Origin of the sequence: Croceitalea marina (genome assembly GCF_042684265.1) — a bacterium.
In the GTDB taxonomy this organism is placed as follows: domain Bacteria; phylum Bacteroidota; class Bacteroidia; order Flavobacteriales; family Flavobacteriaceae; genus Croceitalea; species Croceitalea marina.
On the sequence record NZ_JBHULB010000008.1, the window covers coordinates 352,923 to 378,299 of the forward strand.

Annotated in this window: 28 protein-coding genes; 13 read left to right on the plus strand and 15 right to left on the minus strand. The window is 36.7% G+C overall.

All coding sequences use genetic code 11. The features are described 5' to 3' along the window. Positions 1-97 precede the first annotated feature (97 nt). A complete protein-coding gene (locus ACFSQJ_RS08620) occupies positions 98-886 on the plus strand; it encodes a DUF547 domain-containing protein (RefSeq protein ID WP_377766544.1) in 789 nt (262 codons plus the stop codon). Position 887: 1 nt separating this feature from the next. Here the strand turns inward: ACFSQJ_RS08620 and ACFSQJ_RS08625 are convergent, their stop codons facing one another. The 4 genes from ACFSQJ_RS08625 to ACFSQJ_RS08640 all read right to left on the minus strand — a co-directional run bounded on the left by ACFSQJ_RS08625 (position 888) and on the right by ACFSQJ_RS08640 (position 4,813). Next, positions 888-1,991 carry a BamA/TamA family outer membrane protein gene (locus tag ACFSQJ_RS08625; protein WP_377766545.1) on the minus strand — a complete coding sequence of 368 codons (1,104 nt, stop codon included), beginning with the start codon at positions 1,989-1,991 and terminating at the stop codon, positions 888-890. A 110-nt stretch (positions 1,992-2,101) separates the two neighbouring features. After that, on the minus strand, positions 2,102-3,385 hold the full coding sequence (locus ACFSQJ_RS08630) for a tetratricopeptide repeat protein (RefSeq protein WP_377766546.1): 1,284 nt from the start codon (positions 3,383-3,385) through the stop codon (positions 2,102-2,104). Positions 3,386-3,465: 80 nt separating this feature from the next. After that, positions 3,466-4,107, minus strand: a complete 642-nt coding sequence (locus tag ACFSQJ_RS08635) for a DUF4331 family protein (protein WP_377766547.1) — start codon at positions 4,105-4,107, stop codon at positions 3,466-3,468. Between the two features lie 22 nt (positions 4,108-4,129). Beyond that, positions 4,130-4,813, minus strand: a complete 684-nt coding sequence (locus ACFSQJ_RS08640; protein ID WP_377766548.1) for a DUF4331 family protein — start codon at positions 4,811-4,813, stop codon at positions 4,130-4,132. A 179-nt stretch (positions 4,814-4,992) separates the two neighbouring features. Here ACFSQJ_RS08640 and ACFSQJ_RS08645 point away from each other — a divergent pair, with 179 nt between their 5' ends. Then, positions 4,993-6,183: an LETM1-related biofilm-associated protein gene (locus ACFSQJ_RS08645; protein ID WP_377766549.1), complete on the plus strand. Its 1,191-nt coding sequence runs from the start codon at positions 4,993-4,995 to the stop codon at positions 6,181-6,183. 79 nt (positions 6,184-6,262) lie between these two features. Here the strand turns inward: ACFSQJ_RS08645 and ACFSQJ_RS08650 are convergent, their stop codons facing one another. Genes ACFSQJ_RS08650 through ACFSQJ_RS08675 form a run of 6 tightly spaced genes read right to left on the minus strand, consistent with a single transcriptional unit; the run spans position 6,263 to position 8,698 of the window. After that, positions 6,263-7,018, minus strand: a complete 756-nt coding sequence (locus ACFSQJ_RS08650; RefSeq protein ID WP_377766550.1) for a LytR/AlgR family response regulator transcription factor — start codon at positions 7,016-7,018, stop codon at positions 6,263-6,265. A 41-nt stretch (positions 7,019-7,059) separates the two neighbouring features. Continuing rightward, positions 7,060-7,410 carry a 2TM domain-containing protein gene (locus tag ACFSQJ_RS08655; RefSeq protein WP_377766551.1) on the minus strand — a complete coding sequence of 117 codons (351 nt, stop codon included), beginning with the start codon at positions 7,408-7,410 and terminating at the stop codon, positions 7,060-7,062. Beyond that, on the minus strand, positions 7,407-7,793 hold the full coding sequence (locus ACFSQJ_RS08660) for a 2TM domain-containing protein (RefSeq protein ID WP_377766552.1): 387 nt from the start codon (positions 7,791-7,793) through the stop codon (positions 7,407-7,409). The genes ACFSQJ_RS08655 and ACFSQJ_RS08660 overlap by 4 nt, the downstream gene beginning before the upstream one ends. Then, a complete protein-coding gene (locus ACFSQJ_RS08665) occupies positions 7,730-8,032 on the minus strand; it encodes a 2TM domain-containing protein (RefSeq protein ID WP_377766553.1) in 303 nt (100 codons plus the stop codon). Before ACFSQJ_RS08665 ends, ACFSQJ_RS08660 begins: the two co-directional genes overlap by 64 nt. A 44-nt stretch (positions 8,033-8,076) precedes the next feature. Beyond that, entirely contained in the window at positions 8,077-8,364 is a 288-nt protein-coding gene (locus tag ACFSQJ_RS08670; protein ID WP_377766554.1) for a 2TM domain-containing protein, read from the minus strand. A 55-nt stretch (positions 8,365-8,419) separates the two neighbouring features. Then, positions 8,420-8,698 (minus strand): 2TM domain-containing protein, encoded by a 279-nt coding sequence (locus tag ACFSQJ_RS08675; protein ID WP_377766555.1) that lies wholly within the window; start codon positions 8,696-8,698, stop codon positions 8,420-8,422. 162 nt (positions 8,699-8,860) lie between these two features. Here ACFSQJ_RS08675 and ACFSQJ_RS08680 point away from each other — a divergent pair, with 162 nt between their 5' ends. From ACFSQJ_RS08680 to ACFSQJ_RS08690, 3 genes are all read left to right on the plus strand, one after another. Further along, positions 8,861-9,736 (plus strand): helix-turn-helix domain-containing protein, encoded by an 876-nt coding sequence (locus ACFSQJ_RS08680; protein ID WP_377766556.1) that lies wholly within the window; start codon positions 8,861-8,863, stop codon positions 9,734-9,736. Positions 9,737-9,842: 106 nt separating this feature from the next. Next, positions 9,843-11,288 carry a nuclear transport factor 2 family protein gene (locus ACFSQJ_RS08685; RefSeq protein WP_377766557.1) on the plus strand — a complete coding sequence of 482 codons (1,446 nt, stop codon included), beginning with the start codon at positions 9,843-9,845 and terminating at the stop codon, positions 11,286-11,288. 27 nt (positions 11,289-11,315) lie between these two features. Then, a complete protein-coding gene (locus tag ACFSQJ_RS08690; RefSeq protein WP_377766558.1) occupies positions 11,316-11,756 on the plus strand; it encodes a cupin domain-containing protein in 441 nt (146 codons plus the stop codon). Positions 11,757-11,772: 16 nt separating this feature from the next. Here the strand turns inward: ACFSQJ_RS08690 and ACFSQJ_RS08695 are convergent, their stop codons facing one another. The 4 genes from ACFSQJ_RS08695 to ACFSQJ_RS08710 form a co-directional block, all read right to left on the minus strand. Continuing rightward, entirely contained in the window at positions 11,773-13,095 is a 1,323-nt protein-coding gene (locus tag ACFSQJ_RS08695; RefSeq protein ID WP_377766559.1) for a 2TM domain-containing protein, read from the minus strand. A 3-nt stretch (positions 13,096-13,098) separates the two neighbouring features. Next, positions 13,099-13,722, minus strand: a complete 624-nt coding sequence (locus ACFSQJ_RS08700; RefSeq protein ID WP_377766560.1) for a hypothetical protein — start codon at positions 13,720-13,722, stop codon at positions 13,099-13,101. Between the two features lie 116 nt (positions 13,723-13,838). Further along, the gene (locus ACFSQJ_RS08705; RefSeq protein ID WP_377766561.1) at positions 13,839-15,257 is read right to left on the minus strand and encodes a C-type lectin domain-containing protein; all 1,419 of its coding nucleotides are present in this window, start codon (positions 15,255-15,257) and stop codon (positions 13,839-13,841) included. 115 nt (positions 15,258-15,372) lie between these two features. Beyond that, positions 15,373-17,535, minus strand: a complete 2,163-nt coding sequence (locus ACFSQJ_RS08710) for a TonB-dependent receptor (protein ID WP_377766562.1) — start codon at positions 17,533-17,535, stop codon at positions 15,373-15,375. A 131-nt stretch (positions 17,536-17,666) separates the two neighbouring features. Between ACFSQJ_RS08710 and ACFSQJ_RS08715 the strand changes: the two genes are divergently transcribed. The 8 genes from ACFSQJ_RS08715 (at position 17,667) to ACFSQJ_RS08750 (ending at position 24,056) form a co-directional block, all read left to right on the plus strand. Further along, on the plus strand, positions 17,667-18,965 hold the full coding sequence (locus tag ACFSQJ_RS08715) for a DEAD/DEAH box helicase (RefSeq protein ID WP_377766563.1): 1,299 nt from the start codon (positions 17,667-17,669) through the stop codon (positions 18,963-18,965). 21 nt (positions 18,966-18,986) lie between these two features. After that, positions 18,987-19,700, plus strand: a complete 714-nt coding sequence (locus tag ACFSQJ_RS08720; protein ID WP_377766564.1) for a Type 1 glutamine amidotransferase-like domain-containing protein — start codon at positions 18,987-18,989, stop codon at positions 19,698-19,700. Between the two features lie 221 nt (positions 19,701-19,921). Further along, positions 19,922-21,319, plus strand: coding sequence for a glycoside hydrolase family 113 (locus ACFSQJ_RS08725; protein ID WP_377766565.1), 1,398 nt, complete (start codon positions 19,922-19,924; stop codon positions 21,317-21,319). Then, positions 21,316-21,441 (plus strand): hypothetical protein, encoded by a 126-nt coding sequence (locus tag ACFSQJ_RS08730; RefSeq protein ID WP_377766566.1) that lies wholly within the window; start codon positions 21,316-21,318, stop codon positions 21,439-21,441. Before ACFSQJ_RS08725 ends, ACFSQJ_RS08730 begins: the two co-directional genes overlap by 4 nt. Before the next feature lie 176 nt (positions 21,442-21,617). After that, positions 21,618-22,475, plus strand: coding sequence for a DUF4382 domain-containing protein (locus ACFSQJ_RS08735; protein WP_377766567.1), 858 nt, complete (start codon positions 21,618-21,620; stop codon positions 22,473-22,475). A gap of 98 nt (positions 22,476-22,573) precedes the next feature. Then, complete coding sequence (locus ACFSQJ_RS08740) at positions 22,574-23,188, plus strand: FMN-binding negative transcriptional regulator (protein WP_377766568.1); 615 nt, start codon at positions 22,574-22,576, stop codon at positions 23,186-23,188. A 7-nt stretch (positions 23,189-23,195) separates the two neighbouring features. Continuing rightward, the gene (locus ACFSQJ_RS08745; protein WP_377766569.1) at positions 23,196-23,570 is read left to right on the plus strand and encodes a hypothetical protein; all 375 of its coding nucleotides are present in this window, start codon (positions 23,196-23,198) and stop codon (positions 23,568-23,570) included. 3 nt (positions 23,571-23,573) lie between these two features. After that, positions 23,574-24,056, plus strand: coding sequence for a GNAT family N-acetyltransferase (locus ACFSQJ_RS08750; protein ID WP_377766570.1), 483 nt, complete (start codon positions 23,574-23,576; stop codon positions 24,054-24,056). Between the two features lies 1 nt (position 24,057). On the opposite strand, the gene ACFSQJ_RS08755 is transcribed toward ACFSQJ_RS08750, so the two are convergent. Continuing rightward, positions 24,058-25,266, minus strand: a complete 1,209-nt coding sequence (locus ACFSQJ_RS08755) for a hypothetical protein (protein WP_377766571.1) — start codon at positions 25,264-25,266, stop codon at positions 24,058-24,060. Positions 25,267-25,377: the final 111 nt, after the last annotated feature.

Genomic DNA, 25,377 nt, shown 5'->3' on the forward strand with positions numbered 1-25,377 from the left:
GTTTGAAAAAGAAAAAGTGAAAGATTGGTACATATTTAACGACAAAACCTTAGCTAAGAAATTTCCGTAGATATTAGCGAATCTAACAAGAAATAAAATGAAAAATAACGTAATCTTTCTACTTTTTTTAGTCATACTAAGCTGCTGTAAGGTTAAGGAGGCTCCCCTTAAAAATTCTGGCATAAAAACCACAGATTTTAACAAGCTATCAGAGCAGTTTCTAGAATTTGCTCGAGACGGAAAAGATACCAAGGGTATTCAAGAGCAATTGGCCACGACCACTTTAAAAGAATTAAGTGATGCTTTAAAAACGGATGAACAAAAATTTGCCTTTTGGATAAACATTTACAACGCTTACATACAGGTGATTCTTAAAGAAAACCCTGAATTTTATAATGACCGTAGAGATTTCTTTTCTAAAGAACAGATTACAATTGCGGGTGAAACCGTGGCTTTTGCCAAAATTGAACACGGAATCATCAGAAAATCGCAATGGGAGCTGGGCCTCGGCTATTTTAGAACTTGGTTTCCCGATAAGTTTGAACGAAAATTACGCGTCAACAAACGTGATTACCGCATTCACTTTGCACTTAATTGCGGAGCAAAGGATTGTCCGCCGGTAGCTATTTACACCCCAAAGCGAATTAAAGAACAATTGGAAAAAGGTACCGAGATGTATTTAAAAAGAACCTCCAATTATGATGCGTCTAAAAATGAAGTTGGTGTAACTTCTTTATTTAGCTGGTTTAGAGGAGATTTTGGCGGTAAAAACGGTGTCAAAAAAATATTGAAAGAACAAGGTATTATTAAAGATACCAAAGGAGTAGACTTATCGTATAAGAACTATGATTGGACCTTGGACCTAGATAATTTTATTGATCTTTAAACTAAAAAGCTTCTCGTATCGTAAAATAAAGATTTCCACCTTCTGCGGTATATCCGTAATCCACACGAATACGTATACCGTCTTTTTTGTTTATAATGTATCGAAGCCCCAAACCGGCCGCATTGCGATATCTTGAAGCGAACAAATCGCTGAAGTTCGAAGCTACCGTTCCTGTAGAGCCGAAAACGGCTCCTCCAAATCTTCCCGAGATAGGAAAACGATATTCCAACACCGTACTAAGCTCGGCATTGTCTTGATAACGTCTATCATTAAAGCCTCTTGTGCGGTTAGAGCCTAAGTAATTAAGATTAAAAAAAGGGGTTCCTTCTCCGTTATTCGCAATGAAAAGATTAGCCGCTAAAATATGTTTCCCTTTAACAGTTTTATAGAATCTATTATCTAAACTAAATTTGAAATACGAGAAAGAAGAGCCCAAAAACCTCGCTGCAGAAAACACACTACCCTGAATAAAAAAACCTTTGGTCGGATAAAAAATATTATCGCGAGAATCATAAAAAGCTTGAACACCAATATTCGATACAGTACCTCCCCCCTCTTTGCCGATAACGTCTGAAGCCTCTAAAATTCCGCCTTCAGTAATACCTAAATTTGAGAAGATATCAAGCTCATAACCTACGCCTAAGGATATATTTGGCAAAACTTCTTTGAGAATAGAAAATCGAAATCTGGGAAAAGTTACGTCGTAAGTATCAAAATCCGCTTCGTCGGAGTTTATACCTACCCCATAAAAATTATAGAAATATTTATAAAAACCAAGTTCACCAACAATACGCCATTTCTCATCATCCCAATACAATTCATAGGGTGCAAAGACAAGCAACTGATTTTTTGTAGTATAGCTTACACCTAATTGAGCCGATGATGGCCTGCTCGTTTCAAGTTCATCTTTAAATCGAAAAGTGGCAATACCAAGTCCGCCGAAACCTAGACCTGTTTCCGGCAGATAAAAGACTACGGGTAGTGCGGTAAGATTAAAATTCTTGATTGAATCTTGTTTGACACCTTGGGTATTCGTCTGACCAAAAATAGCGGTGCCGAATAGAACAAAAATTAAAGTCAAAATACCTAAAGTATAGCTGCGCATTTTTACAAGGTACATATCTCAGGTCAAGTACTAAAATTAGAACCTAAAAAGCTCTCCGACAATATCGGAGAGCTACTTAAAAACAACTAAACATCCTACAATCGGATATCTTATAAACTTAAAATTTCATTTTTAGATGCCGGACCCAACTCGTATACAGCCCCTAAAAGTTCTTGCTTTAAGGCGTCTACCTTTTCTAACTTATTGTTAGCCTTATAAATTTCGGCGGCCTTATATAAAATGGCCGGTTCAAAGGTTTTGCCTTTTATGCGATTCTCCACAACCTCTAAGGCAGCCTGATATTTGCCCATTTTATAATATGTTTGGGCCAAAAGGCCATAAGCCTCGGGAGTTGGTCTATTCATTACTTCTTTTAAGGCCAGGTTTAATGCTTTTTCATACTGCTCTGTATGGTTTAGGTAAAACTCTACTTGATAAGCATTATACATATCCCCATAAGCATGTGCTTCTGATTTAATAGCCGTGTAATATTTATCCATATTTTCTATTACGGCCACTTCATTATTCATGAATTCGGAAATTTCTGCCTTCAATAAATAATAATCTGGAGCATTATAATTTTCCGTAACGGCATCCAAAATGCGAAGTGCTTCTTTTCCATTTTTCTCATAGGAAAAGACAATCCAAGCGATACCTTTTTTAGCATATGCATTTTGGGGGTCGAGCTCTAATGTTTTTAGATAATAATTATAGGAGTCTTTTATTCTACCTGCATGACCATAATAATCAGCAATATTGCTATATGACCAAAGTAGAAGTGTTTTGTTTTTAGATGATTCTGCTTTTGCCATAGCCTTTTCCATGAATGTGATGGTCGTATCAAGGTTTCCCTTGTAATCGTTCCATTTTGCAATTCGGATAAGGTATCCAAAGCTGGACATGTCTTTAATACTGTCTAGATAGGCTTCCGCTTTTTTGTAGTTGCCCAGTTCCATATGAACATCAAAAAGTAGGCTTTGTGTTTCCGTTTTTCCTCCACCGATATTTGAAGCCTCTTCAGCAAGTGTGAGTGCCTCCTTAAAACGGTGTTGTGAAATATAATTGCGTGCTAAAGCTCTTCGATACCCCGCTTTATTCATATTAGCGATTTCAACGGCTTTCACTAAAGCTTTTTCGGCTTTCTTTAAATACGTAATTTCACCTGTTTTTTTAAAGAAACGATTGTATTCGCCCGCAATGTTAGGGAAACTTAATAATTGAACACTGTCCGGTTTTATCTTTGAATTCCATAATTCAAAATGTTTTGAAGTTGTTTCCACTTGGTGAGGAGACAAATAGACCTCGTAGTCTTTTGAATTGGTCGCAAATTTTGTATTTGTAACGTTGCAAGAAACGATAAGCAGAACAGCTATACTATAAACTATGTTTTTCATTGTAGTGATTTTAGTTGTTAAAAAAGAAGGAGAGCTTTTTAAAACTCCCCTTCTACCTCCTTTTCATAGCATACATCATCTTACTCAGGAGACCCTATATAAGGGAATGTAGTAGTAATATTATCTGCGGTGAGCCCAACGCCATCGGTGACTAACTGTGGTAAACCTCCTTCGCCATTAAAACGTGCACCGTCGCGACCTCCAAAAAGAAGAATAAGCGAAATATCAATCACATCATCTTGTAATTTTCTGCCGGTAAAACCAACAGGTACGCTGCCATCAAAATAAACCGTTTGTGCATCCGGGGCGACTTCTAAAACATCGCTAGCAAGTACACTGGTTAATATTTCCGCGGTCACATCAAAACCAAGAATACCACTTAAAATATTAGGTTCATAGTCTACATCTTCTGCTGTTAGCCCTAACGCAATGGCATAGGCATCATGTAATGCCTCTAAACGTTCTTGGTATGCCATTTGAAAAGCAGCTCCCTGATTTGCCGGAATTGAAATATTGTGTGCATCCTTTGCATCACCGTCGGCACCTAACACCGTATTGATACCCGGACGGCCCATATGATCCACTTGAGCAAATGTTCCTGAAAAATCTGGCCCTACCATCATGTCGTCATCCATCATCATATCATCATCATTATTGCAACTTACCACTACAAAGGACAGTAATAACCCTACAAATATGTGTTTTATACTATTTAATTTCATGTTCTTAGTTTTTAGATTGTAATTACTGTTTTCTGTTTGTCGTTATCCAAGTTTTATAAACTGGCAGCCCTATTACATTGGTCCCAGTAGCCTCACCTATCATGCTATTCGGTATTTCAATTGCAATGGACATTGTATTTGCGCCGTCAAAAGTATCTTCCCCCGGCACATTAAAACCACTATTATCCATAGGGCTAGGAGCTAAAACCTCATTAAAACGGAAAAAGTCGAAAAAGAAAGGATCTTGTCGTGGACCTGCAAAAAGCGATACACCTTCTGAGGTCGTTTCTGTTATAGCCGAAGTAGCAGAGATTTCGACATCGCCTAGAGGGCTGTCTACTAAAACTTGACTATTTAGCCCCGTTTGATCAGGGGTAATAGGGCCAAAGAAATACATTCTTCCGTCGCGAGGAATAGCCTGTATAACCATGTCTTCGGTAAGATCACCATCTAAATCAATGTTTATTTCTGTTAAAACATCTTCGTCAAATGTTCCATAAGCCAATCCATCCACAACATTAGACTGCAGGTCAACTATAAAAACTGTATTATCTGAGCCCATAGTAGGCTCAAACGCAAAATAGTCCGCGATATCGGCTGTTGTTCCCATACTAGCCGGTGCGTCAATGTGGTCTGCAGCAATAAAAATGCCCGTTGCGAGGGCCAACAGCCCAAAACCAGTGAAAAACTTAGTTGTTTTTTTCATTTCTTATAATTGTTTGAAGATTAATACAACCCTACCTACGGGACATCACAGTTAGGGGTTTGGTTTAATATGTTAAAATTGTCTTAATGAAAATTCTAGCTGAGAATCATATACTTTGTATAGAAGTGTAGGTGAAGTCCTATATTTTCATTTTCTTTGAGTTTTAATTAACCTACCTTATGAACCCTTCAGCCTCAGGATGGATTTCTAAATTTGGCTCTTTAGCAGATGAATACTCCAAAGCTTACAAAGATTTTGATGCCCTTTATGATGACCTTTTATTAAACGGGTTTATTTATGGTGTGCATTTGGCCGTACCTTCATTTATAGAAACGGAGCATAAATTATCTGAAGACGAAGTAGCAAAAATCAATCTGTTATCCGCGCTATACTGCTCCTATCGCTTTGATACGGGTAACATTAATTTTGAAGAGTTTGTAAATACGGTATTTAGCTATTACAATACCCTAGACCTAGGCAAAATTTCTTTTTTAAATAAAATACTTACCGGAAGTAAGACAGATGCTCAGTTAGAGCAATTGATAGATTCAAGAATCTATTTGAATGGCAATATATTTAACAGAGCATTCGGAAATAGCATCACCAATTCACTGCTTTTTATAGATGTTTTGTTATTTAGGGCCTATCTATCGGATAAAACCAATTTGATTCGGCACGCGCAACTGTTGGAATATGTGACCGTAAATATCGCTTATCAGGCCTTGAATTCTAAGAAAACGCGTAAGTCAGATGAAAAACTAATTCAACTTCTTGCTTCTTCATTAACTTATGTTGATATCGAAAATGCAAATTTTGATAATAACCATCTAAACATTCTTTACACCAACTTTACTTTCTGCGAAAAAAAATACCTGCTCGATATCGCTTGCCTGACCGTTTGGGAAGACCACTCATTAGATTATACCGAATCGGAGTACATAGACCGTCTTGGGAAGGACCTAAATCATGAAGAAAACACCATCAAAAATGCATTAAAAAATGTGCGGATTTTCTTTGAAGAAAATTTTGAAAAAATACCCTATTTAAAGGACACCAATCTAGCCTCTAAATTCTACGATGGAATGACGAAAAATGTCAGTAAAATAATTCTAAGAAATAGTAAAAGATTAAAGAAAGAATTGTCTGAAAGTAAAGAATTGGTTTTATTATTGACAAAAGCTACCACTAAGGAATTAAATGAAGAGGAGCGAAAAAAAATACAATTACAATTACTGGATATTTTTAAATCTATTCCCTCATTAGCTATTTTTATATTGCCCGGAGGAGCCGTTTTATTGCCTATCTTTATAAAATTAATACCGAAGTTATTGCCCTCTGCATTTGATGACAATCGTATTGATGAAAAGTAGCAAAAATCTCAAAAAAAGCTACTATAAGAAAAATCTATTGATAGATTTAATCTATTTTAAATCAATATTTTAAACACTATTATTCTAACCAAAGCTTAAAATCTTTGACACGCTCTCTACTAACGATGATTTCTTGCTCTTTAAAGTGGTTCAGCTTGATTTGAAGCCTTGAATTGGTGTACGAAATAATGTCATTAATGTGATTAATGTTCACATAGAATTTTCGGCTTACTCTAAAAAATATTTTTGGGGCCAGCTCTTCTTCCAAATTCTCTAAAGTAGTATCCAACAAATAATTTCTACCATCTATAGTTGCGGCATAAGTACCTTTGTTCTCGCTGTAAAAACATTCCACCTCATCTGCGTTAATGATTTTTAAGTGCTGCCCTACCCTAGCCGTAAATCGTTTTTTATACTCCCTTTCCAAGGGGTTTACAAGTAGCTTTTTTATATCTTCAAAATCTACTGAAATTCTATCTTTTTCAGGCTTAAAATCACGGTACTTTTTTACCGCTTTTTCTAGGTCTTCATCATCAATGGGTTTTAACAAATAATCAATGCTATTTAACTTAAAAGCTTGTAGTGCATATTCATCAAAAGCGGTAGTAAATATGATGGCACTTTTAACCTCGATAACATCAAAAATTTCAAATGAAAGCCCATCTGAAAGTTGAATGTCCAAAAATATCAGTTCGGGGTGTTCATTGTTTTGAAACCACTCGATAGATTCTTCTACCGAATGCAACATTGTAGAAACCTGAACATCAAGTTCGGCCAATAGCCTGCCCAATCTTCTTGCCGCGGGTTTTTCGTCTTCTATTACAATTACGTTCATTATAGCTTTCTATTGGTTTGCTAAACATTAAATATAGCGCATTAACGATATCTTTCCGTTTTCTCTTTATCTTTTTTAATAAATTTCTGGATTTGCCTTTCTTCCCACCTTTTAAACGGACTATTCATAAAAACATAAGCTGCATGTATCAGCACAACTACACCCCATATAATCGGAGTTCCAAAGAGGTTCCAATTGATCCATTCTAAAAACTCTGGATTGCCTAGCGCCTCTTTGCTTAAAAGAACGAATGTCACCCTGCCCGAAAGTATAAGCAGCATGGCACTTACAAGAATATAAGCCGTTAGATGTTTATAAAACGATTTTAGTTTTCTCACCCTCTCTTTTGCTCTAATGAGAGGACTAATTGGTTGTTTATTTTCAGTTGTCATTTTGTGAATTTATCAGCTTCTTCCTTATCTTTTTCTATATACTTTTCTATCTGGCGTTGCTCCCAATCCTTATTGAAAAAAGGATTTAACCTAAACACCTTTGAAGCATGAAAAAACAAGCCTATACCCCAGAAAAACAAGGTGAAAAAATGTTCAATCTGCCAGAAACCGCTGCCATTGTATCCACTTTGTATAAAAATATTTACTAAAATAAAAGCATTGATTACCGTGTAAATTGTGGCATGTATATAAAATCCTTTTAGCTCATCCACCCTCTTTTTTGCTTTAACGTACTTATCCTTATTATAATTTTTCATGATTACCTCCATTTTTCCTGTTCTTCCTGCTTTTCCATATACTCCTTGATCTTTCTTTGCTCCCATTCTTTATTGAAGAAAGGGTTTAGATTAAATGTACGTGAAGCATGGGCCAAAATACCTATACCCCAGCCAAAAGCAGCCCATAAAAACCACATATATCGCCATCCATCTACCCAATAGTTTAATATAGCTAGACTGCCTATTACCAAAATGTAAGAGGTTAAATGACCGTAGAACTTTTTTAGCTCTTCAACACGTTCTTTTGCTCGTTGGTATTTGCTTTCGGTTCTATTGGTTTCCATTTTAACTTGTTTTGATTGCCCTTTTGATTAAAATTACAAATAGTTTAAAAATTATCTTTTTCCATGAATTGTCTTACTTTTTGTTCTTCCCAGTCTTTTCCAAATAAAATAGTTGCACCAAAAAGTCTTATAGCCCTTAAAATGGTCAAGACTACAACGCCGAAAACTACCCATAAAAACCAGGGATGACTCCATTCGTTAAGATAGTAATTAATAGCACCTGTTATTAGAATCGCCAACAAACCTCTTAAAGCTTGTCCATAAAACCGCTTTAGTTTGGCAACTCTATCTAATACCCTTCTATATTTAGTGTCATTTGTATTGAATTCCATAATAATTGTTTTAACCTGAATAGTTACCCAGATGAATAGTGTTTAGTTACAGTTTTTAGAACTCATCGCAGTTCATTAATTCTTGAATTTTTCGTTGTTCCCAGCTTTTGCCAAACAATGGATTATAACCAAAAGCGCATATTCCATGAAATAAAAGCCCAAGACCCCAACCTAATACCGGAAATATAACCCATGGGAAATCCGTAGTTTGATAATTTAAATATGCCAGAAGGGGAATAACAATTGCGTAAGCCGTTAGATTACTGTAAAATCCCTTTATTTCTTCTACACGCTCTTTTGCTTTTTGATATCTGAGGTCGTCTCTATTTTCCATCTTTTTATGTTTTTTAATTACATATCAAATGTCTTAATAGATAGGGGGTTTTAAAAAACTGTGTGGCCGAATTGTAGTTTTCGGTGGATGGATTGTCAAAGTATTAGGCTACGCATCGTTTTGAGTATTTTTTTGAATACTTTTATCTAAATCACGAATAAAATGAATCAAAAAATACCCAATGTAGTCTTCAAAAAAAATCAGGAGCTCTGCGTTGAGGTAATGGATTTTCAGGTGCTCTACAAAAAATTAGTGGAGTCGAAAGATCATGATCCATTTGAGACACATCAAATAGGTTTCTACTTAATACTTGTGGTCATCAAGAACTCATACACTCATTTTCTTGACTTTCACTTTTACCATTTACAAGAGGGAAGCGCACTTTTTGTGGCCAAAAACCAAATCCAACGTTTTTCAAAAAGTATTACAAAAGCAAAAGGCTATGGAATTGTTTTCAATACCGAATTTTTAAACAAACATTATTTTCTTACCAACAAATTACAACTTAATCGATTATTTAATTATCATATAGAATCCCCTTTGATTCACCAAAAGGAGCTGGGTAACAATGATTTTTTTGGTATCGCAAAAAAGTTACATGAAGAATATGCTACTCCAAACAATCTTGGAAAATCAGAGATTCTGGGCTCACTTTTAAATGTACTACTTATTAAAGCTGAACGAGCCAAAGAGTTTAGAAAGGTTATTGATGTAAATCGGCACCGGTTAAAGCTATTCGGACAATTCAAGGTATTACTTGAAAAAAAGTACATGGAGACCCGGAATTCAAAAAAGTATGCCGCTATGCTTAATATTTCATACAAGTTTTTGAACGATGTAGCAAAAGAGTTGACTGGAAAGACGGCCAAAGCTTTTATAGACACCTATGTCACCATTGAAATAAAAAGGTATTTGGTGACCACTCCCTTATCCATAAAAGAAATCAGTCACAAAACAGGATTTGACGAACCAGCCAATATGATTAAGTTTTTTAAAAAGAATACGGGCGCGACTCCTCTTAAATTTAGGAAGCAATAAATACAAAATGGTTATTCTTTTACCATTTTTGCTCTCATAATGATAGTGTCTTGTAGGCCCGTCTACTCTAATTTTACAAACGAAAATCTAACATAAAAATACTATCATGAATTTCAAGTCAATTTTGTTGGCAGTACTTGTATTATCAATAGCGAGTTGTGAAAAACCAAAACCAAATTTAGTTCTCGAGGTAACTACATTCAACCTCAAAACGACTTCAAGTCAAAAAACATTTAACGAACTGGATGCCATGGTTGAAAGTAATTTTACCATCAAACAGCCAGGTTTTATAAAAAGACAAAGCGCTGTGGACAAAAATGGCAATTATATGGTCATTGTATATTGGAACACACTTACCAATGCCAAAGCTTCTATGGATAAATTTATGACTGATGCTTCTGTGGCCGATTACGCCGGCATGATAGAAGGGGCAACCATGAAAATGAACCGTTTCAACATCCATGAGGGTTTTACCGCCGAAAACAGTGACTTTATTGAGGTAATGGAGTTCAATTTAGCAGATGAAGCTAATCTTGATAAATTTAACAAAGTAAATGAAAAGGTTGCTGTAAAGGTAACGGCTCCCAAAGAAGGCTTTGTACAGCGAGTCACAGGAGCAAATGATAAAGGTGAGCAAGTGGTCGTAGTCTATTGGGATACCGAAAAGAATTCTGATGCTGCCCTACAGCCCTTTATGAGCAACCATATCTCAAAAGAATTTATGGGCATGATGGATCAACCTACGATAAAGATGTTTCGCTGTTCAACTCTCGGTTCTATAAACACTCCAATGTCGAACAAAGACAAAGCTATTGCATTACTGAACAGTTTCAATACAGGGGATACGAGCGCAATGGCGTATGTGAATTCTGAAAACTACATTCAACATAATTTGGGAGCACCTGATGGCGCAAAAGCCTTTGAGGGAATGCTTAAAATGGCACCCGATAGCGGATTCAAAGCTAAAGTGATTAGGGCTTTCGAAGATGGTGACTATGTGTTCACCCACAGCAAATATAATTTTTTTGGCCCCAAAGCTGGTTTCGATGTGTTTCGTTTTGAAGACGGACTGATTGTAGAACATTGGGACAATATGTTAGAGGTTCAAAAGCCAAACCCAAGCGGACACACGCAATTTGACGGTTCGACTGTTATAACCGACTTGGACCAGACCGATGCCAACAAGGGCAAGGTAAAAGAGTTTGTAGATACCATTCTTTTGAATGGAGAAATGGACAAAGTGGTTAATTATATCAACCCTAACGCCTATGTTCAGCACAACCCTGCCGTGGCAGATGGACTGAGCGGTTTTGGTGATGCCATGACGTATTTTGCTGAAAATGGTTTGGTAATGGAATATGAGACCCTACACAAGGTGTTAGGTCAAGGCAACTTTGTTTTAACACTAAGCGAAGGCAAATTTGGCAAAGCGCAACACACAGCATACTATGATCTGTTTAGATTGGAAGATGGTTTAATTGTAGAGCACTGGGATGTAATTGCACCTATTCCCCAAAAATCGGAATGGAAAAATAAAAATGGTAAATTTTAATTCATATACCTAGTATAAAGTAAATTTATGAAAGAAAAGGAAATTATTAAAGCTGGTGAGGGTGACAACTATCCCTACGCGCAAGACCACTGCTTCATCAAACTTTCATCAAATGAAACCAATGGCGAACTTTGTTTTGTAGAAGATACCTTAAAACCCGGTTTTTACCTTGCGAGGCACCATCACAAAATAATGACTGAAGTATTTTACATTCTTGAAGGTGAAGTTCAATTGATTTTTGATGATGAAACTGTCAACGCTAAACCTGGCGATACGATTACAGTTCCTCCTAACGTATGGCACGCTGCAAGTTGCAAAAAAGGCGGAAAAATGCTCACTATATTTAAAAATGGGCAGTTTGATCTTTATTTAAACAGACTTTCAACAATGTCTGATGAAGACTTTGAGAATACTGAACTTATGAAAACTGTTTCAGCGGAGTTTGATATTTATGAGGAAGAAAACTAAAATGGTAAAATCTATTTTAAAAATCCTCCTTGTCCATAAGTTCCTTGATCTTCTTTTCTTGCCATCGTTTTCCCCAAAGTGGATTGTAGCCAAAGGCCTCCATAGCATGGGCGGTAAGACCAAAACCCCAACCAAGTGTAGGGAAAATCGCCCATAAGAAATCCGTGGTTCTAAGATTAAGCCACCACAGAAAGGGAATAACAATTAAATAGGCGAAAAGATTACTGTAAAACCCTTTTATCGCATCTACACGTTCTTTTGCTTTTAGATAGCGCTTTTCTTCAATATGTGTTTCTTGGGTTTCGAGTATGGATACTTTTTTACTCAACATAGGCAAAGCAACGCTGAACTCATCAGTTTTTTTGTCTATACTTACTTTTCTATCGGTGAGAATGTCATAGCGCTGCCTAATATTTTGCAGACCAACACCACTACTTTTTTTAACGACCTGTTTCTCTTGAAGATTATTCTTTACAACAAGATTACCATTCTCTTCAAAAACGCTTATATGCAAAGGTCTTGACGAAGTAACTACATTATGTTTGACCGCATTTTCCAGGAGCAACTGAAGTGAGAGGGGTACTATTTTAGCTTCAGGGTCTGAAGATGCCTCAGGAATCTCAAAAACGATGCTATCTTCAAAACGCATTTTTAGTAACCGAACGTAAGTTCTTGCGAAATTCAATTCTTCATCAACCGTTACCAAGTCTTTGTTCTTCTGCTCTAACACATAGCGATATACTTTTGATAACGAAGTGGTAAATTTTTGGGCCTGATGTGGGTCCTCCTCTATTAAACTGGTAAGTACGTTTAAGCTATTGAACAAAAAATGTGGGTCTAACTGGTTTTTTAAAGCATCAAAACGTGCAGATGCCGTACCTGCAATTATCTTTTGTTCTTTGACCTGCTTTTTCTGAAGGGCCCTGTAAAAATAGAAGGCATGTATAAAAAGCGAAGCGATCAGGGTTATGATCAGTGCTATCAGATAAGGTGTGAATTCTTCTTTTTCAATGAACTCACCCAATGATCTACCAGTATAATAAAACGTTAGAAAGTAGCGAAGAATCGCAAAAACAACAATGGTGATTACTATAGAACCTATTGCGCCGAACCATAAGCGTTTTTTAGGGTCTTTCTCCCAATCGTACTTTAAGCTTATACCATCGTAATAATAGGAGTTGGCAGCCGTAAGGGCTAGTGAAAATATAAAGCTTATAATAATCTGCCTTATCGCATTTTCGATACTATAATCACCATCATTAAAAATGAAAATATTCATTAAAGAGATAAAGACCGTTATAATCAACGAAACCTTAAGAACCTTAATAAAATTCTTCATAAACTATGATTTACATTCTTCAGCAATCTGCTCAGCACGTTCTTTACCCCAGTTGGGATGAAACTCTGTTTCTGGTTTAAAAGTAGCAAAAAGTTGTAAAGCCCTTTCAATATCTTTACAATATGGGGCAGTATCCTTTCCAAAATACCTTGCAGCTCCCATATCCCACTCCGCCTTTCCAAATACTACTCTGGGGTTTTCTGGTGCCAATTCTGCTGCCTTTTTATAAAGTTGTACATTTTTTCCTGAAAGTGTCATCCCATAGGTAGCACCATCAAAAGCTATCCAAGCGGTATTCATCATTGCTTCTAAAACCAATATTTCTACATTATCCGGCGAAATATTTTTAGCCATATCTATATATTCCTTAGCTTTTTCGAGTTGCAAACTCAGCTTTTGTTCGTCTTCCTCTCCAAATGATGCTGTAATATTAACCATTGCTACATAATAGTAAGGAAGCCAATTATCCATTTCTGCGGTCGCTATGCGCTCGAATAAGTTCGAAGCATCTACTGTTTTTTGTTCAGACCACAATTCCATTGCTTTTTGCATACCCTTAGAATATTGATCTTGAGCCTTTATTCCATTAATTGCTACAATTAATATTACAAGTACTAATTTTTTCATGACTTTTATTTTATGCTTCAAAAATCAGAACAACAGCCTATAAAAAAAAGTTAAAATAACCGAGTTGTAAAATTTAAATGACGAATTGTAAAAATTTTAATCTTAAAGAAAATAGATTAATTTCTTTTAACCCTATAAGTAATTCGCCTATTGGTTATAATTGTACAGGAAAATATTATTTTAGTTGTAAGTGTTATGTTAAGAACGGGGTCACCAGGCATACCCCCATATTCCACTACATAACCTTGAGATGCATATGCGCCACCGCCTCCAGTATTTGGCAAATCGTTCCATGCTCCAGTCGGAGCACCCCCTCTAATAACTGAAGGGTCAGCAATATGGGCATAATTTTCACCTCCACAACAATTATTGGGTTCGCTACCATTCCAATTAGCATAGGTTAGTTCAGTACCACTTACACCGCCACTCCAAAATTGTGTACCCGCTTCAGGTCCTGTTACCCATCTCCATTCTCCTTCAACTGCTGAATCATTTGCCCCAATCCATCCAAAGCCAGCTGCTTGAGATCCTGAAAAATCTGCTTCCTCCTGTGATGTTAAAGTGGCTAGATATCCCTGTAATCCAAAATATGAGCGACTTGCAGCTGCTGTTTCAGCAACAGTCCATGTAATTCCTGGGGCAGCTACAAATTCGTAATAATGTTGCGATGCTGGTAAAAAATTTGCCTCTCCAACTGTTATTGAAAATTGTCTTGTCCCACTTGGATTTAATCCGCTGCTTGAATAAACAACATCAAGAATAGCTGCCTCAAATTCTGTGTAAAGGGCAGGACCTGTTAGTGTTAATTTACCTTCAACTATGTCCCAACTTGCAGTTATATTTGGGTGAGAACCTGTTAAAGTTAGCAAATCCTCTCCATTTACATAGCCTGAAGAAATTTGTACACTTACATTTTCTGTAGAAGTATCATCTGTATCTGATATAGATATAGATTTAGCAATAGGTTTACTATCGCCAGGACACATAACATCATCGCCAAAGCCAACTATATCAGGTGGGTTGTTTGGAAATTGTACATTAAATAAAATATCATCTATCAATATTTCTTCTGAACCATTCCAATTTCCACTTCCAGATTGAAATCTAATGCTTGTATTTGGACTTATTTCATTAGGATTTAAAGAGTAACTTAAAGAGCCCGAACCATTTAAAGTAGTTATTACCGAGTATGAAGTACCATCAAAAAGTAAAACCTCTAAAGTTTCATCCCCATTAGTTCTATTGTATGTAAAAGTAAGTGTTGCTGCTATTGCATTTGTTAAGTCAAGGTCTCGCGTAATAATTACATCATCTAAGTTACGAAAACGTAGTTGATTGCTAGTGATTTGAATTTTCCCGCTGGTTGGACTAGTTGTTTCATTTGATTCTATCCAGTTTGAAGAAAAAGATGAGTTTCCAGTATTATTGCTATACGCAAGAGTATTAAAGTCATCAGCATAAGTATTTTGGCAGTAAGACTCTGTATGCCATAACAATATCAACAAAATCAATAAAATTTTCTGAATGGTCTGCATTACTTTAATTAAGTTCCAAAACTATTTAAAAAAAGTTTTCGACTAAATATTATGTTGTGTATGTAATATTTACCCTTGCAAATTTCAATTTATTGATGGTGAGATGTTTATACTTTTATAGATTATCTAACTGATTACTCTTATTATCCGTACTTATTGTCCAAAAGAACCCAACAAATAAAAAGCTATCCGCTGCTGGTCTAATTGCCTGCCTATCAAAAACACCATCAATATTTGGCGTATTTGCATACTGATAGTTATTAATGTTATTAAAACCCAAGATATTATTTACGGATAAGTACAAAATCTTTTGTTGGTCTATTAGATAAGCCCAATTGAGACTTAGATTATTAAAAGACTTTGTTTTTTCAGCTAAAAAATCTGCTGTATTTGGGTTATCATATGGTCTTCCTGAAGCATAGTTATAAGATAAGCCCACTTGAGAACGTAACTTATTAACCCAATACTTGGTAACCACAGATAGATTATGTTTCGATGCAAAATTTGGGGTTGCTTGCTCTCTAAAGTTTCTAAAATCTCGTTCCGTATCTAAACAACTATAGGATACCCAGTAATCTAAATTGTCTATGCTCTTGTTATCTCTCCAAAAAAGGTCCACTCCACTCGCATAACCTGAACCGTTATTTGAATACTGCGAATCAAACTGTGGTAATTCTGTATTATACTTGACTAAACCACTATAATCTTTATAATAAGCTTCAGCACGAAAGGTTTTACCATTATCTAAATACTGATAGTTTAGTATATAATGTGAAGTCTTTTCGGCATTTAAACTTTGGTCGTAGCTTAGAATGGTACTTTGCGGATTCTGGTAAAAATCTCCAAAAGCAAAGGAAAACTGTCCCTTTTCACTACTTTGATATGCTAAAGAGAGTCGTGGAGAAAAAGAAAACTCATTCAATACAGAAGAGTTTTCAATTCTAGCTCCTAATTTCATTGCAAATTTGTTGCTAAAGAAAATATCACTCTCAACAAAACCAGCAAATAGTTGGTCATCATAATCACTATCAAATTCAAATCCATCAGGAGCTTTAAATGTTTCCTCATAATCAAGATTGAATAATTCCGTACCAAAACTCAAAGAAAATCTATTGGTAAAACTCTTCTTTAGTTTCAACTTTAAATGCGAGCCTGTTTCTTTTACGTCAATCCTATTTTCAACTATTCCAATAGCATTAGAATCCCAAGAAATGCTAGCACCAGAAGTTAATGTCCAATCTTTTGCAAAAAAGTGTTTGTATGACGAATTGAAATATAGGTTGTTATTGGTAAGCTGAAAACGAACAAAATCATCAAAATTGATATTCTCTTGCTCAATATCAAGATCAGCGTGGTTAAAGCCCGTGTAAAGCTTGAATATACCTTTCTCTCCTTTACTTCTGAAGACTGCCTCACCAGAGATAGATTCGTACGGACTGTTCCAACGAATACCCTGATTAGACGGTATTAATGATTCATAAGGTGCAAGATTGATGTATTGGGTATTAAAACTCAAAGATTCGTCACCCCAAATTTCGGTATGACCCACTCCCCCGCCAACTGACATTATTGAAATATCCGTTTTCTCCTGGTCAGGAACATCGGTTGTGTTCAGTAGAAGTACGCTTGATAAGGCTTGGCCATATTCCGCTGAATATCCCCCGGTACTAAAGGTAATCCCTTTAAATAGAAAAGGAGAAAATCTTCCCCTAGTGGGTATATTATTGGCCGTCGCATTAAAAGGCTGAAAAACCCGAAGACCGTCAATAAAAACTTGAGTTTCACCGGCATCGCCACCCCTTACAAATAAACGCCCATCTTCATTTACAGTACTGGTGCCTGGTAAAGTCTGCAGCGCTGCTACAAAATCGCCTGCTGCCCCTGCCGTAGTAACAATATCTAACGGTTTAAGAACGGAAACTTTTGAATTGTCGCCTGCCTCAAATGTTCCGGCGGTGAGCGTTACACCAGTAAGCGAATTTACCGCTTCTAAAAGCCTAATATTCAAATTTTTGAGATAAGAAACATCGCCTATCTCGTAATGTGGTTCATAGGACAACATGGAAATTATAAGGGTTTGTGTGCCCGTTTCAGAGGTTTCAAAAGAGAATTTACCATTATCGTCGGTAGAAGAACCATCATAGGTGCCTTCTAAATACACATTGGCACCCGCCACTGGCACGTTTGATTTATCGGTGACAGTGCCATTAATGGTAAGCTGTGCTGATGAGACACAGGCCATTAGAAAAAGAAGACTAAATGTAACTTGGCTTTTCATGTTTATCGTTTTTGATTGACAGGTCAAAAGTCGAAAGACATGTGTTCTTTGGGCAATAAGAATTACCCAACTGTAATTTTATGCGACTGGATTGTTACAAATTCCAGTACCTTCGCCACTGATAAAATAATATGACATTTAAAGACCTCGGCTTAGCCGAACCAATACTAAAAGCTTTAGAAACCGAAGGCTACACACATCCTACCCCGATTCAATCACAAGCAATCCCAATTTTACTAAAAGGAAAAGACCTTTTAGGTGTAGCGCAAACCGGCACTGGTAAAACCGCTGCATTCGGTATTCCTATCTTGCATCATTTATTTCTTGCAAAAAATCAGCAAGAGCGAAGAAGAAGCATAAAGGCTTTGGTCGTCACCCCCACTCGAGAACTGGCCATACAAATAGGTGAAAGTTTTACGGCCTATGGTAGGCATACCGGGCTAAGGAATACAGTAATTTTTGGAGGGGTAAAACAAGGCAAGCAGGTAAATACCCTTAAAAATGGAGTAGACATTTTAATTGCTACCCCGGGGCGTCTGTTAGATTTAATGAATCAAGGATTTATATCGCTACAGGATATCGAATATGCCGTGCTTGATGAAGCGGACCAGATGCTGGATATGGGGTTTATTCATGATATCAAAAAAATCATAGCCAAGCTACCCCCTAAACGCCAATCACTGTTTTTTTCTGCAACAATGCCCAAAACCATTGTTGAACTTTCAAGAAAAATATTGGGAGATTTTGAACAGGTGACCATAAAACCGCAACAAGCGACCGCAGAGAAAGTGGAGCAGGGGGTTTATTTTGTGAGCAAATCTGATAAACCCAAACTTTTAGTGCATATACTTCAAGATAAAACCAAAGAATCTGTATTGGTATTCTCAAGAACCAAGCACGGTGCCAATAAAATTGTTAAAAAGTTGGCCCAAGCGGATATCGAATCTGCCGCAATACATGGCAATAAATCACAGACTGCACGCCAAAAAGCTTTAGGTGCCTTTAAGGAAGGACAGCTAAAAGTACTGGTAGCAACCGATATTGCCGCCCGTGGAATCGATGTTGAAGAGCTTTCTTTGGTTGTCAATTACGATTTACCCAATGTACCGGAAACATACGTGCATCGTATCGGAAGAACAGGTCGTGCAAGTGCTAGTGGGATAGCATTGTCTTTTTGCGAGGTTGAGGAGCGACCGTACCTAAGGGATATTGAAAAGTTGATAAAGCAAGAAGTACCTCGAATTGCCGAGAACCCTTATGTTGACGATTCTAAAGAACCTGCAAATCCAAAACAGGTTAAAAAATCCAACAACTCTGGTAATAGAAATCGAAACCGAAATAAAAATCGCAACAAGTCGGGAAATCAGAATCATCGAGGTCGAAATTCAAGAAGTAAAAACGGCCAGAATCGCAGGGCTTCTGGCGAATAAGGTTTTTTTATTTTAGTATTCATGAAAAGACAGTTATTAATTTATGGCAGTGGTCGCCATACCGTACCTTTCTTAAAGTATATGGCACAAATGACCGGAAAAGAAAATCCGAACATTTGTTTTATACCCACCGCCAGCGGAGATGATGAGGGCTATATTGCCAGGTTTTATGAGGTTTGTAGCCAAATTAAGGTGAAACCTCATGTTTTAAAGGTTTGGATAAACTCTTATGACCAAAAGGAAACCTTTGAGGCCATTATCAATAAAATGGATGCCATCGTAGTCGGAGGAGGAAACACCTTAAACATGCTAGCTATATGGAAAGCCCAGGGTATTGATGTTCTCTTGCGCAAAGCTTATGAGAATGGTACCGTGATGGGGGGTGGTAGTGCAGGCTCTTTATGTTGGACCAGCGGCGGAACTACAGACTCGCGGCCAGTAGAACTTAGTATTGTAGAAGGATTAGCCTTTATAAAGAAAAGCCATTGCCCGCATTACAACTCAGAAAAGTCTCGAAGACCGCTTTATCATAAAAATATTTTAGAAGGAAAATTAACCGATGGTTACGCCTGTGACGACCGTTCAGCAATTCATTTTATTAATGAAAAGGTAGAAAATTCCGTGGCTTTAGATAGCGACAATCACTCGTACTACGTTTACAAAAAAAATGGAACAATTCGCGAGGATAGAATTCCGGGTGAAGTAATTGGCCAATCATCAACAAAACAGGACTAATGTGGGTGTATTTTGGGATTTATTGCAGCAAGACGAACTAGAAAAGTAACAACAACAAGCCGACAATATTGAAGACCGCGTTACACATTTAGAGCTTGAACTTGAAAAAACTAGAGCCTTGCTTAAAAAAACATTGGTCGCTTTAGAAGAACATTTGAATAAAGATATTGATGGCGATGGGCAGACGGGTTAAGGTCTTATTTCAGTATCTTTAAAAGGCAATGTTTCATCAATCATCATTAAAAAACGAAATCCGGAATACTCTTGTCATCTATTTGTTGACATGGCTTGGTGTTTTTATACTGGTTACAAGCATAATTTCACGAGGCAAACGAACATTTTATGAGGCGGCCGGTTTGTTTCTCGAATTTTTGTCAAATTCTAGTTTTATTGTAGCCATTCATATGCTTTTTGCAGTGGCTTTAGTTCTTTTCTTAATTATTAGATACTTTATCAGAACCTATAAAAAGAAAGGTGCTAAAATTGCCCTTAAACAATTGGCCATTCGGTTTCTTGCCCCCGTACTTATCGTTTTTATTGTGCTTAAAACTTTGATTTTCGCCAATTCTAACGAAAACTATTCTTATGATTGGGCAGAACATTTTATGAATAACAAAGGTGCACCCAATGCTTTGTACGACGTAGACAAAATGCATCGGGGCATGAGTACTTTTGGCTGGGGTTCGGTAGACAATGAAATTGCTACCGATGCCCTTATTAAAGCCAATATAGAATGGGTTGCCGTTATTCCGTTCATCGATCAAGAAGATGAAACCTCTAAAACCGTTAGAAGACCGGTAGACGCCGATGCCCCGTGGTTGTATAGAGATTTTGTTTTTATAAAGTCTATAAAGGCGATGCATAAGAAAGGGCTACATGTACAATTAAAGCCCCACTTATGGACCTTTAGCGGTTGGCGCGCGAATCTCAGCTTAGCCTCGGACGCAGAATGGGATACTTGGTTCGACTCTTATGAAAATTATATGTTGTACTATGCGCGTTTCGCAGAACATACCGGGGTTGAATTATTTTGTGTAGGCACCGAGCTTAAGACATCGATAAAAAAACAACCCGAACGCTGGAAAAAACTCATACGGAAAATAAGGGGAATTTATTCAGGGAAGTTAACCTATGCCGCAAATTGGCATGACGAATATGAATATATCGATTTTTGGGGAGATTTAGATTATATAGGAATTCAGGCCTATTTTCCCCTTACGAAAAACAAAAGTCCTGATTTAGAAACTATAGAAAAAGGTTGGGACAGGCATATCGCTAAACTTGAGAAACTGCACCTAACCTACAAAAAACCGATTCTATTTACCGAGGTCGGATATAAAAGTGATGTTTCAGCTACCATAAAGCCGTGGGAGTGGGGCTCAAATTTTGGAATTTTATATAACAAGAAATCTGATAAAACCCAACAGCTCGCTTTTGAGGCATTATTTAAGAAACTATGGCGTAAAGATTGGTTTGCAGGAGTTTATATTTGGCAATGGGACCACCGAAGTACAGAAGAAGGAGCGGCAAAAAATTTAGACTTTTCCCCCCGTTTTAAACCCGCTGAAAACGTAATCGCAAAATGGTTTGGTAAAGTTGCTAAAAAAGAGAAGCTATGAACACAATTGATATTATTACCCTTATTGCAATAATTCTATTTGCCCGACTTGGTTTTAGACTCTATTCGAAATATCAAGAAATGAAGAAAGAGAATAAAGAGAATAAAGATAAATTCGACTAGTTTTAACTCTTGTAGGTGCTGTGAGCTCCGACTTTTACTTCAAAATTAGACTTTGCTCGTGATAGAACTAAAAAAAGTCAAGTTTTAATGAGGATATTTTCATTTTCGGTTGTTCTATATACATAACCTTAATAGAAAGAGTACTTAACCTCTTAAAAACAATTAAAACACGTAAAATGAAAAAGAATTTAATTTTTAGTTTTTTCCTGGCTTCAGCCTTACTTTTTATAGGCTGTTCAGACGATTCAAATACCAATAGCGAAACAGGCAGATTAAGTGTACGCTTAACTGACGCCCCTTTTCCGTATGCTCTGGTAGCCGAGGCAAATGTGACGATTTTCAAGATTGAGGCGAGGCTTCAATCTGATGACGATGAAGAAAATGATGACTCTTCTTTTGTCGTATTAATGGAAGATGAGATAGATACCAACCTTTTGGAACTGACCAATGGTGTTACCGAACAATTGGCCAATGTAGAAGTACCTGTTGGGACCTATGACTTATTTAGGGTATATGTAAGAGGTGTAAATGTGGTATTGACCGATGGTAGAACATTTGATTTAAAGGTGCCAAGTGGTGAACAGAGTGGTATAAAAGTATTTATCAAGCCTGGCCTCACCGTCGCAGGCGGGCTTTCTTCAGATTTACTGTTAGATTTTGATGTAAGTCGCTCTTTTGTGGCAAAAGGAAATACGAAAAGAGTTGATGGTATCAACGGGTTCAATTTTAAACCAGTCATAAAAGCAAGTAACATTGCTACCTCAGGTACACTTGCCGGCACAATCACAACAATAACCGAGGATGTGGAAACAGCCCTAGAAGGAGCTCAAATTTCAGTAATTGTTGCAGACACTTTAAACACCTCTGCATTTTCAGACGTGGATGGAAATTATATGATTATGGGTCTCAACCAAGGAACTTATAAGGCTATAGCCGAATTGGAAGGATATATAGCCAGCGACACGGTGGAAGTTCAAATAGTAGCATCTAACAAAACCATTCAAAATTTTATTTTAGAGGAAGAAGCTAATTAAACTTATACCCATTAAAAAAATTAAGGCTCGTCAAATTTTGTCGGGCCTTTTTCATTAATATTGATATGAATTTTCTTCTATAGCCTAATATAAACCGTATGTATATACCACACTATTACAAAAATGAAAACATAGCAGAGGTAAAAAAGTTTATTCAAGAAAATAGTTTTGGTATTCTTGTAAATCAAGTGGATGGAAAACCATGGGCAACACATATTCCTTTAGAGTTGGATCATGATGAACATGGAAAGGCTATTTTGGTAAGCCATATTTCAAAGGTGAATCCGCAATGGAAAGAATTTGAAAAGCAACCCGAAGTATTATGCATATTCAATGGCCCCCATTCGTATATCTCATCATCATGGTATAACGAGGAAGAGGTGCCAACTTGGGATTATATCGCAGTACATGTATATGGAAAATTATCAATTCTTAGCGAAGAAGAAGTTATGAAGTCGTTACATAAGCTGGTGAACAAGTATGAAAAAGAGTCTGAAAATCCCGTTTCGCTGCATGATATGTCTTCTAAGACCTTGAAACAAGTAAAAGGTGTGGTAGGCTTCAAAATTGAGATAAGAGATATTCAAGCCGCTTTTAAACTTTCACAAACGAGGCAACAAGACCACGCTGCGATAATTAAAAATTTAAATGTTAAAGATGTAACAGCACAAGAAATTGCAAGACATATTGAAAAGCAATCTAATTTAAAATAAACGAATCATGTTGAATAGTAAATTTTGGCAAGCTTTTTTTGCCTTGACCCCTATCATAGTTTTCTTTGGATTTTTTATAGTCTACTTTTTATTTATTTTCTCCATATTCTCAAATATAGAAGACTTTGAAGCAAATGGAAATATTTCCACTTCTTTAATCTTTGGAAATATTATCTGGTTTTTTGCCTTTATTATTTTGACCATTTTAATTTCATTTGGCAGTCTTATCTTTTACATCGTCCACGCCGTACAAAACCCCAATCTAAAAGAAAACAACTTATTGGTTGTTTGGGTCTTACTTTTTGTATTCGTTAGCGGAATAGGTCAACTGATTTATTGGCTGGTCGAAATCGTGGGCAAAAGAAAAAGCTTGACTACTTAGCAGGTGCGTACTTCAAACAAGGAAAATATTGTCATTGTGCCTTTTGAAAGTATGTATAGTCGGGCTTTCAAAGATTTAAACCAATGGTGGATCGAGAAGTATTTTAAGATGGAGGAAGCCGATTACAAATCGCTAGACAATCCTCAAAGTCATATTATCGATAATGGTGGTTACATTGCTGTGGCGTTACAAAATGAGAAACCTGTGGGTGTTTGCGCACTTATTAAAATGCAAAATACGGGCTATGATTATGAGTTGTCAAAAATGGGTGTTTCGCCAAAGGTACATGGAAAAGGTATTGGCCATTTACTTGCTACTTGCATCATTGAAAAAGCTAAGGAATTGGGTGCCAAGAAACTATTTCTTGAAACGCATACCTCTTTGGCACCGGCAATCAATTTATATAAGAAACTAGGCTTTAAAGAAATAAAAGGAGTAGCAACACCTTACGAACGTTCGGACTATCAAATGGGTCTGGAACTCTAAATCAGTTCTTGGTCGGAGCAAAATGACTTGAACCAATAACAAAGTGCTCATTATCTTTGGGGTAAAGCCCAAAGAAAAAGGCTTCCTCCACTCCATTATTATATTTTAACGTGATGGTATATCCATCAATTTCATAAGTACCTGCAGAGGTACTCTTTGAGAAAATAGGCTTCCAATCGGTATTGCCTCCTTTTATTGTTTTCCAAGCGAATCGACCTTGCTGGTCAAAAACAACCGTACTGGCGTTAATCACGGTTGCTCCTCCAAACCCATCTGAAGTATTATACCTGCCGGATAGTTTGAAACTCTTAGAAGCCGAACGGACCTTGAACCATTTTTTCCAATCGTACGTCTTTCTCTTTCTTGGATCGGTAACATAGAGTATGTTTCCTTGTTTCTTCCATCTTTGCCATTTTTTCGGATTCTTTCTTTTTGACTCGGCAATATTCAATCCATTCAAAGGTTCGGATGGATTGGTGAAAATATCTCCATTATTGTAAAGCACGCTCACGTCATTTGCTACGTATACTCCATTTAAACAATACTTGGTTGCTGTTCTCAGTATAATGTCATTCACCTTTTCGGTGGTATTGCCATTTGGTGACGGCTTTTTAACAGTCGGGGGTGTCGTATTTATTTCTTTTACTACTGTATTATCATCAACCTCAGAAGGTTCTGAAGTAAACTCACCAGATTTTCTTAATAAGGATGCCGCTATTTTTTGAACTTCCGTGCTTTTCTTTTTAGATAACTCAAATACCGTGGCTACCCATAAAGCCCTCACAATCATAGCATCATACTTTTCTTGTTTTCGGCTTGAGCTTAGCCCAGCATCTATCCTGCCTTTAGCATAATCAGATTTTGTTTTTTCGTAAATTTCCTCGACTTTCTCTTCGGTAAAAGTGGTGGCAGAAACAGTTTCCCTTAATACTATATCGTAAAAAGCTACAACCGTCGGCAACTCATAAGGTTTCCAGCCATACTTTTTAGCGGCATCTTCATAAAGCCCAAAACTATTGTTTGAATTGAATATCAAGCCTGTCATAAAACGATATTTCTGAGGGGTTTGCTCCTTTAATTCTTTCCAAACAGTCTTTCGTATTTGACTTCTTAATGTGGTATTCGGGAAGTACGAATCTTGACAAAATCCGTTAACACCAAAAAAAAGAAAGCATACCAAAAGTGTTTTTTGAATGTTGACCGGCTTCATGGTTATAATTTTCAAATAAGGTAACAAAAATGAGACCATATTACAATTCAGCTATAAATTACTACAGTTCAGTAATAGACATTAGAAATTTAAAACTCCTAGTTGCACTTT